This is a genomic window from Bilophila sp. 4_1_30 (genome assembly GCF_000224655.1).
Taxonomy (GTDB): Bacteria; Desulfobacterota; Desulfovibrionia; order Desulfovibrionales; family Desulfovibrionaceae; genus Bilophila; species Bilophila wadsworthia.
Genome location: NZ_JH114234.1, coordinates 1 through 8,412, shown reverse-complemented (window position 1 = coordinate 8,412; position 8,412 = coordinate 1). Strand labels below are relative to the sequence as shown.

At 59.3% G+C, this 8,412-nt stretch carries 6 protein-coding genes; 1 reads left to right on the top strand and 5 read right to left on the bottom strand.

Annotated elements, in window-relative coordinates; translation table 11 throughout:
- Positions 1–172: 172 nt before the first annotated feature.
- The 5 genes from tkt to pheS form a co-directional block, all read right to left on the bottom strand.
- Positions 173–2,167, bottom strand: a complete 1,995-nt coding sequence (tkt, locus tag HMPREF0178_RS16195) for a transketolase (RefSeq protein WP_009368873.1) — start codon at positions 2,165–2,167, stop codon at positions 173–175.
- Between the two features lie 17 nt (positions 2,168–2,184).
- Positions 2,185–2,856 (bottom strand): ribulose-phosphate 3-epimerase, encoded by a 672-nt coding sequence (gene rpe / locus HMPREF0178_RS16190; RefSeq protein ID WP_009368872.1) that lies wholly within the window; start codon positions 2,854–2,856, stop codon positions 2,185–2,187.
- A gap of 6 nt (positions 2,857–2,862) precedes the next feature.
- Positions 2,863–3,213, bottom strand: coding sequence for a MerR family transcriptional regulator (locus HMPREF0178_RS16185; protein ID WP_005029474.1), 351 nt, complete (start codon positions 3,211–3,213; stop codon positions 2,863–2,865).
- Positions 3,214–3,290: 77 nt separating this feature from the next.
- Positions 3,291–5,690, bottom strand: a complete 2,400-nt coding sequence (gene pheT, locus HMPREF0178_RS16180) for a phenylalanine--tRNA ligase subunit beta (protein ID WP_009368871.1) — start codon at positions 5,688–5,690, stop codon at positions 3,291–3,293.
- A gap of 181 nt (positions 5,691–5,871) precedes the next feature.
- On the bottom strand, positions 5,872–6,909 hold the full coding sequence (gene pheS, locus HMPREF0178_RS16175) for a phenylalanine--tRNA ligase subunit alpha (RefSeq protein WP_005029467.1): 1,038 nt from the start codon (positions 6,907–6,909) through the stop codon (positions 5,872–5,874).
- A 382-nt stretch (positions 6,910–7,291) separates the two neighbouring features.
- Here pheS and HMPREF0178_RS16170 point away from each other — a divergent pair, with 382 nt between their 5' ends.
- On the top strand, positions 7,292–8,116 hold the full coding sequence (locus HMPREF0178_RS16170) for a hypothetical protein (RefSeq protein ID WP_009368870.1): 825 nt from the start codon (positions 7,292–7,294) through the stop codon (positions 8,114–8,116).
- Positions 8,117–8,412: the final 296 nt, after the last annotated feature.

Genomic DNA, 8,412 nt, shown 5'->3' with positions numbered 1-8,412 from the left:
AAAAAAGGGAGAATACTACAGAACACAAAAACGGGGCACACCGGCAATACAGAAAAAACGCTCGTCCTTTCTGAACTCCTTCCGTGTCCCCTCCCCACCAGTCGAAGTTTTTGCGGGTGGGGTACGGGGGAGGGAGCTTTTTGCAAAAAGCTCCCTCCCCCGATTCGTTTTTCTACTTCAACAAGCCTTCGGCAACGTCAACGACATGATCGACGGTGAACCCAAAGTGCTTGAACAGCACGTCGCCGGGAGCGGACTCGCCAAAGCCGGACATACCGACCACAGCGCCGTCGAGCCCCACATACTTCCACCAGCCGTCCACGGAGGCCGCTTCGACCGCCACGCGCGCACGCACGGCGCGGGGCAGTACGTTTTCCTTGTACTCGGCGGGCTGCGCGTCAAAAAGCTCGGCGCAGGGCATGGAAACCACACGCGCCTTGCGGCCCTTCCCGGCCAGCGCTTCGGCGGCGGAAACGACGAGCTGCACTTCGGAACCCGTAGCGATAAAGATTACATCGGGTGTGCCTTCGCAATCCTTGAGGATATACGCACCGCGCTTCACGGCTTCAAGCTGTTCCGCCGTGCGGGCCTGCGGCGTCAGGCCCTGACGGGTCAGCACCATGCAGGAAGGCTGGGCGGACTCAAGAGCCACCTTCCACGCCACGGCGGTTTCCACCGCGTCGCAGGGACGCCACACGAGCAGATCGGGAATGAGGCGCAGGCTGCTCACATGCTCAATGGGCTGGTGCGTGGGGCCGTCCTCTCCGACGCCGATGGAATCGTGCGTCAATACCCAGACAAGGCGCTGCTTCATGAGCGCGGACAGGCGGATGGCGTTTCTGGCATAATCGGAGAACACAAGGAACGTGCCGCCGTAGGGGATGAACCCGCCATGCAGCGCAAGGCCGTTCATGACGGTACCCATGACGAATTCACGCACACCGTAGGACAGATAGTTGCCGTTCCAGTCGTTGCGGCCGATGCGGGAAGCCTTTTCGTGCCACGTGCCCACGGAACCGGTCAGGTCGGCGGAACCGCCGAACAGTTCCGGCAGATGCGGAGCGATGGCGTTCAGGACGTCGCGGTTGGCGATACGGGTGGCGACCTTCGGCTTGTCCACGTCAAAACGGGCGATGGCGGCGGAAGAAACGCTTTCCCAGTCAGCAGGCAATGTACCGCTCATCCGGCGTTCGAATTCGGCGGCGAGATCGGGATAGGCTTTCGCATAGGCGGCAAACAGAGCCCTCCACTCGCCTTCAAGCGCAGCGCCGCGCTCGCGGGCGTCCCACTCATCCTTGATGTCCTGCGGCATGACAAACGGTTCGTCCTTCCAGCCGAGCGCGGCACGCACGGCGGCGTTTTCATCCGCCCCCATCGGCGAGCCGTGGCTTGATGCCGTCCCGCCCTTCTTGGGGGAACCGTAACCGATGGTCGTCTTGCAGCAAATCAGGGTCGGACGCTCGGTTTCCTTGCGGGCGAGGAGCAGCGCCGCGTCGAGCATGGCGGCATCGTGACCGTCCACTCCGGAAATGACGTGCCAGCCGCACGCTTCAAAACGGGCGGGCGTGTCGTCGCCGAACCACTGGTGGACGTCGCCGTCGATGGAAATGCCGTTGTCGTCATACATGACGATGAGCTTGCCGAGGCCGAGAGTCCCGGCGAGGGAACAGGCCTCCTGCGACAGACCTTCCATGAGGCAGCCGTCGCCGAGGAACACGTATGTGTGGTGATCGACAATGGGGAAGCCGTCGCGGTTGAACTCGGCGGCGAGCAGTTTTTCAGCCACAGCCATGCCCACGGCGGTGGCAAAGCCCTGTCCGAGCGGCCCGGTGGTGGTTTCCACGCCGGGGGTCACGCCCTTTTCGGGGTGGCCGGGCGTACGGGAGCCGAGCTGGCGGAAATTCTTGATATCGTCCATGCTCAGGTCATAGCCGGTGAGATGCAGCACGCTGTAGAGCAACATGGAGGCATGGCCGTTTGACAGGACGAACCGGTCACGATTGGCCCAATGGGGATCGGCGGGATTATGACGCAACACGCCGCGCCACAGGGCTTCCGCCATGTCGGCCATGCCCATGGGCGCGCCGGGGTGGCCGGACTTGGCCTTGTCTACGGCGTCCATGGAAAGGATACGAATGGCATCGGCAAGTTCTTTACGGGAACGCATGACTACTCTCCGTCAGCTTACAAAGTCAGTGAACGGGCTTCCTCCGCCTTGCTCTCAAACGCCAGACGACGGGCCTCATAGGGTGGAACCGAGAAAAACGCCGAACCGGACACCAGCACGTCCGCACCCGCACGCACGAGATCGGCGGTATTGTCGGGCGTAACGCCGCCGTCGATCTGGATAAGCGCCTCAAGGCGGCGTTCGTCCAGCATCCGGCGAAGACGGCGGATCTTTTCATAGGTGATCGGCAAAAATTTCTGTCCGCCGAATCCCGGATTCACGCTCATGAGGAGGATCATATCGACATCCTCCAGCACGTATTCCAGCGCGGACAGAGGGGTGGCGGGATTAAGCGCGACTCCGGCCTTCATGCCCAGACGCCGGATTTCGGCGAGCGTACGCTGCAGATGCCGGGTAGCCTCGGCGTGCACGACCAGCATGCCGGCACCCGCGGCCTGAAATTCGGAAAGATAGTTTTCGGGCTCCACAATCATCAGATGCACATCAAAAAACAGGCCGCTGCGCTTGCGCAACTGCCTGATGACGTGCTGCCCGAAGGTGATGTTCGGCACAAACCGCCCGTCCATGACATCCCAGTGCACCCACTGGAGACCGGCGGCCTCCAAAGCCGAAAGTTCCGCCGCAAGGTTGCCCACGTCAGCGGAAAGAAGAGAAGGAGAAAGAATCATCGGAGCTTACCTTGTCGGTTTAAGACGCTGCCGTCCCAGCAATGCCTGCAGGGCCATCAGTTCGCTTTCCACATGGCGGAGCATGTCTTCCGCGCTTGTCCGGGCCTTTCCGTCGCCGGACTCGGCGCATTCCCGTTCGAGAACGCGCCTGGCCCCTTCGATGGTCATACCCTGCTCGTGCAGCAAGGTGCGAATGCGCCGGAGCACGACGAGATCCGCGTCGGAATACAACCTCTGCCCTTTCGGCGTACGCAAGGGGCGCAACTGCTCGAATTCCGTTTCCCAGAAACGCAATACGTAACCTTCCAGCTTCAGCAGCCGAGCCGCTTCCCCGATGCGATACGTCCGTCCAGTCATAGAGTTCCCATGCGGAACGCGTCATGCTCCATTGATTACAGACAAAAAAACATGCCTCGTCATCGCTGCGTCCGCGATCAGATACGGACGCCCAGATTCTTGATGAGCGATTGTGCCACCTTTTCCCGCTCCTTGTCCACCTCGGCATCTTTAAGAGTCCGATCGGCCTTACGGAACGTGAGCCGGAAGGTCAGGTTACGTTCTTCCGTATCCTTGGGCTCATACAGGTCGATGAGGGTCACGTCTTCGAGGATGGCAATGCGCATGTCGCGGATGTGCTTCTCAACGGCGGCCACGGACAGGGTAAGCGGAGCAATGACCGTCACGTCGCGGCTGGACGCCGGGAACACGGACAGCGCCTTGAACACGATGCGGGCCGCCCGGTGCAGCTCCCACAGGGTTTCCAGATCCAATTCAGCAAGCCAGATGGGCTTGCGGGCATGGTAGGCGTCGGCAAGCTGCGTCTTGACCTGCCCCACCACACCGACGTGCTTTCCGTCGACGGTCACGCGCACGCACGGAGCGAGGAACGGATGCGTGTTTTCGTCGCGGGTGAACACGGGCGCGGAGAGATTCAGGAACGCCGCGAAATGTTCCACCAGTCCACGGATGTCCGCGTATCCGGCGTCGATTTCCGCATTCGGCCACGCCGTGTCGTACAGGGAACCATACATCACCATGCCGAGACGGGCGCTTTCCTTCGCCGTGGTCTGGGAAGCGGGATCGGCCTCAAACACGTTGGCCACTTCGAACAGACGGACGCCCATATTGCCGTGCGCGATGTTGGTACGCACATTCTGCAACAGGCTCGGGGCGATCTCGGGGCGGAGCACGTTCTGTTCTTCGGTCAGCGGGTTGATGATATCGATGCGGCCTTCCTTGGAAAGGCCGAGATGATCGAGTTCCTTGTGGCCGACGAAGCTGTAGTTCTCGGCTTCGTTCAGGCCGAGGCCACGTCCCCACCCCTTGATGCGGGACAGGAAACCGTACCGGGATTCCGGCTGGCCGAAACGATCAAGAGGGCGGGAAACGGCGGGCAGGGTTTCCGGGATGGTGTCCATGCCCTTCACGCGCGCGATTTCTTCGATGAGGTCCACTTCGCGGCTCAGGTCGGAACGCCAGCTCGGGGTCGTGACCTTCCAGTCCGCCTCGTCGGAACGGTCAAGGCCGCAGCCCAGACGTTCCAGCGTATCCGCGCAGAACGCGGGCTCGACATCCATGCCGAGCAGCTCCACGGTACGCTGAACACGGAAACGCGGGTGCGGGGCTACCCACAGCTTGGGCTCCTGCGTGCAGGCACCTGTGCGGACCACGCCGCCGGAAAGTTCCGCCATCAGGCTGACGGCCCTATCCATAGCGAACCGGGAATTGATCTGATCCACACCGCGCTCAAAACGGTAGGAGGCTTCACTGGCCAAGGCAAGGCGGCGGGCCGTCTTGCGGATGGTTTCGGGACGGAATACAGCGCTCTCAACCACGACGTTGCGGCTGGCGTCGGAAATTTCCGTATTAAGCCCGCCCATGACCCCGGCGAGCGCAACAGGCTTCACGCCGTCGCGGATCAGCAGGTCGGCGGAGGTCAGCACACGTTCCTGACCGTCAAGGGTCACAAGACGTTCTCCGTCACGGGCCACGGAGATTTCCGTACGCCCGCCTTCCAGCTTGTCGCGGTCAAAGGCGTGCAGCGGCTGCCCCAGCTCCATCAAAATATAGTTGGTAACGTCCACGATGTTGGAAATGGGGCGGACGCCCACAGCGTGCAGACGGTGGCGCATCCACATGGGCGACTGCCTGATGGTCACACCTTCCACGAGACGCAGCTGGTAGAACGGGCACAGGTCGGGATTCGGGATATTCACGGCCCATTCCGACGCCCAATCCGAACCCTGTGCCTCCACGTGCACCCTGGGCAGCGTCAGAGGCAGCTTGAACGCCAATGCCGCTTCGCGGGCAAGGCCCAGTACGGACAGGCAGTCGCCGCGGTTCGGAGTGATGCCGATTTCCAGAATCTCCGTATCCAGATCCAGCGCGTCGATGAGGCGGGTACCGACTTTGAAGCCTTCGGGCAGCACCATGATGCCGTTATGATCTTCGGAAAGCCCCAGCTCGCGCTCGGAACAGATCATGCCGAACGAAGGCACGCCGCGCAGCTTGGCCTTCTTGATGACCATACCGCCGGGCATTGTCGTGCCCACCAGCGCCACGGGGACTTTCTGCCCGGCAGCCACATTGGGCGCGCCACACACGATGTTCAGCACTTCTTCCTGTCCGACATCCACCGTGCATACGGCCAGATGATCCGAGTCAGGATGGGCCTCTTTCGTCAGGACGTGCCCGACGACGATGTCCTTGATGGCATCATACGGATGGATGATGTCTTCCAGCTCCAGCCCAAGCATCGTCAGGCGATCGCCGACTTCCTGAGCCCCGGCTTCCACCGGAACAAATTCGCGCAACCATTTCAGACTTAACAGCATTGCTCAATCCTCTCGGGGCATCGCCCCAAAAACCGCCGAGGAAAGCCTTCCCACAAGACGGCGCATTCTTCTCTTGATCGGGACCGCAAACAGCATTTTTCCGGAATGAGCCGAAGAAATACCTTTTAAAGAAGAAGTGAAGTCCGATCCCGACCCCCTGTCCGAAGGGGGGATACTGGCCCTAGGCAAACTGACCGAGGAAACGCACATCGTTCTCAAAGAACATGCGCAGGTCCCCGATGCCGTACTTCAGCATGGCGATACGTTCCACGCCAAGCCCGAAGGCGAATCCCGTCACTTCTTCCGGGTCGTAGCCAACGGCCTTGAAGACTTCAGGATCGACCATGCCGCAACCGAGGATTTCCAGCCAGCCGGTCCCCTTGCACACGCGGCAGGTAGTGCCGTTGACATGCCCCTTCCCGCCGCACATACAGCAGGAAATGTCGGCTTCGGCGCTGGGTTCCGTAAACGGGAAGAAGCTCGGGCGGAAACGGATGCGGGTGTCGGAACCGAACACTTCACGCATGAACGCGGTAAGCGTCCCGCGCAGATCGGCCATAGTCACGTGCTTGTCCACGAGCAGGCCTTCGACCTGATGGAACATCGGCGTGTGCGTGATGTCCGAGTCGCGGCGGTAGACACGTCCGGGCGCAACCACGGCAACGGGAGGCTTCTGCTTGAGCATGGTCCGCACCTGAAGCGGAGACGTATGCGTACGCAACACGATGCCGTCGGATACGTACAGGGTATCCTGCATGTCGCGCGCGGGGTGTTCCGGCGGAATGTTCAGCGCTTCAAAGCAGTAGTAATCCGTCTCCACTTCCGGACCGGACACGATGTCGTAGCCAAGCCCCTTGAAGATGGTGCAGATTTCTTCCATCACCATGGTCACCGGATGCAGCGAACCGCGCCACGGCAAACGGCCGGGCAGGCCCGCGTCAAAACGTGCCAGTGCTGCGGCCTCTTCGGCGTTGTCGAGAGCCGTCTTCTTGGCTTCGAACTGAGCGGTCAGGCTTTCCTTCACCCGGTTGGCGGTTTGCCCCAGCAAAGGACGCTGCGCAGGCTCAAGTTCGGGAAGACGAGACATTATGCGGGCAATGCGGCCCTTGCGCCCGAGGAATTCAACCCGGAGCGCTTCCATTTCCTGCAACGAAGAAGCCTGATCCAAACCCTTTTCAAGTTCCGGGATCAGGCTTTCAAGTTCCGTGAGAAGGTCCATCTAGACAACCTAACAATTTCGTTACACTTTGTGTGATTACATACGGACGGATACAACGCCGAACAATAAGGACTTCAGTCTTAGCATACCGAGAATGCCTTGTAAATCCGCAATTCCGACGCACCCAATTCCCATAAGGGCGTGCGCTTCCCTGCCGTTTTGACGCCCAGTTCCGGTTTTACCCACTCTTCTTCGTTTCGCGTTTTCAACGATCGTGTGAGAAAACATTCCCAAGCAACGCACCTTTTCAAGACATCTGTTGTCACGGAAATGATTCTCAGATATGCTGCTGGAATCATATTCTCCCGCATAGAACACTTGCGGCGTTCCCCACGGCCCCGTACCGCGGCTGGCCACCACTCCAAGCAAACAAGGTGCACGCATGGATCTGGACGAACGGATTGAAGAGTTCCGAAACAGCCTCCCGGAAAAGAAAAGGGAAGCTTTCGATTCGTTGCCACACGAGTATAAGCAAACGCTCATTGATCCTGAGGCCATCAGAAAAATGGCCCAAGCATCCTTGAACGCTGCCGGCGTCATGAAGCGCACTCCGGCCAAGCTTCCGTCCTTCCCTGCGCCCTACTCCCTTCCCGGCAGTTTTCTGGATGAGCTGGATGAGCATCCTGTTGTGACCTTCATCCAGATCAAAAAGGAGTTCAACAAAGAATTTTCCACATGGGTAGCCGGCTGCTGCCAATACTTGGGATCGTTCATTGAACTGAATTCCGGCAATTTCTATGTGAACCTTACCCAGTGCCATCTGAACAGAAGAAACATCGAGGCGTGCGCCAAGCTCCTCTACCTTTCCGGCGTCATGCTTGATGACAAACACAGCATGAAATATTTCGTTCAGATCGCCAGGGAAATCACGACGTCCTTCTATCCGTTGGATACGTCAGCCATTCCGGCGGAGATCTCTGATCCCGACGACCTCACAAAACACCTTGAACGGGAATATCAGCGCCAGCACCCTGAACACTGGTTTGAAGACTGGAGGCAGCGTTTTACTCACGAGCTGCAAGGCTTTTTCGAAAAGAAAGACCTGATTGAGAAAACGGCCTCGTCGAATCAGCAGAAGCCCCGGTATCAACCCACAGCCCCTTCAGAAAGGGCACACCCTGAGAAAAAACGAAAAGAAAAGGGCTGCCTCGGGGTTTGCCTCATACTGACAGTACTCGCCGCTCTGGGAATACTCTCCCTGCACTAGTTTCGCTTGCACAATATTTTCATGATGAGGAAGTCCATACGATTTCCCATCTTACGCTGTACCTTCTCATCTCTTGTTCATTCGGAAACAACGCGCCCCCAAATGCCCTTAAGGGAGGTATTTCCCTACACACCTAAAAAAGTGAGGCATCTCTCTCGGACACAGCATCTAAAACCCTTCTTCGGCAAACCGGTAAGGCTTGCGAGAAGAAGGTAAAGAGGGAGCAAGTGAGCCGATTATGGAGCGAACCGGTGCATAAAGCCGAAGGCAACAGAAGCTGGGGGGAGGAGAACCGA

What these genes read in the sequence shown, in the direction of transcription:
- tkt (WP_009368873.1), bottom strand. Translation starts at nt 2,167, where the DNA reads ATGCGTTCCCGTAAAGAACTTGCCGATGCCATTCGTATCCTTTCCATG.
- rpe (WP_009368872.1), bottom strand. Translation starts at nt 2,856, where the DNA reads ATGATTCTTTCTCCTTCTCTTCTTTCCGCTGACGTGGGCAACCTTGCG.
- HMPREF0178_RS16185 (WP_005029474.1), bottom strand. Translation starts at nt 3,213, where the DNA reads ATGACTGGACGGACGTATCGCATCGGGGAAGCGGCTCGGCTGCTGAAG.
- pheT (WP_009368871.1), bottom strand. Translation starts at nt 5,690, where the DNA reads ATGCTGTTAAGTCTGAAATGGTTGCGCGAATTTGTTCCGGTGGAAGCC.
- pheS (WP_005029467.1), bottom strand. Translation starts at nt 6,909, where the DNA reads ATGGACCTTCTCACGGAACTTGAAAGCCTGATCCCGGAACTTGAAAAG.
- HMPREF0178_RS16170 (WP_009368870.1), top strand. Translation starts at nt 7,292, where the DNA reads ATGGATCTGGACGAACGGATTGAAGAGTTCCGAAACAGCCTCCCGGAA.